Source organism: Nocardiopsis sp. MG754419 (assembly GCF_018207095.1).
In the GTDB taxonomy this organism is placed as follows: Bacteria; Actinomycetota; Actinomycetes; order Streptosporangiales; family Streptosporangiaceae; genus Nocardiopsis.
In genome coordinates this window covers 1-310 of record NZ_QOCZ01000443.1, presented here as the reverse complement: position 1 = coordinate 310, position 310 = coordinate 1, and the positions used below count along the sequence as shown (strand labels likewise).

Sequence of the window (310 nt, the reverse complement as noted above, 5' to 3'; positions counted from 1 at the left end):
GCTGACGATCGCGCGGGAGGTGCATGACGTGGTCGGGCACAGCCTGTCGGTGATCAGTATGCAGGCGTCGGTGGCGCTGCACGTGGTGGATCGGCGTCCGGAGCAGGCGTCGGTGGCGCTGGCGGCGATCCGGGACGCCAGCCGGGAGGCGTTGGAGGAGCTGCGCGGCACGTTGGCGGTGTTCCGGGACGGTGATCGGGCCGCTCGGGAGCCGGCGGCCGGGTGGGATCGGGTGGAGGCGTTGGTGGAGTCGGTGCGCCGGGCCGGGCACGAGGTCGAGGTGGAGTGGCGGGGGGAGCGGGGCCCGGTG

At 74.5% G+C, this 310-nt stretch carries 1 protein-coding gene; it reads left to right on the top strand.

The window, feature by feature from the left end:
* Position 1: 1 nt before the first annotated feature.
* Positions 2-310, top strand: a 309-nt coding sequence (locus DSY14_RS28470; protein ID WP_374224079.1) for a histidine kinase dimerization/phosphoacceptor domain-containing protein, incomplete at its 3' end; no start/stop codon positions are given.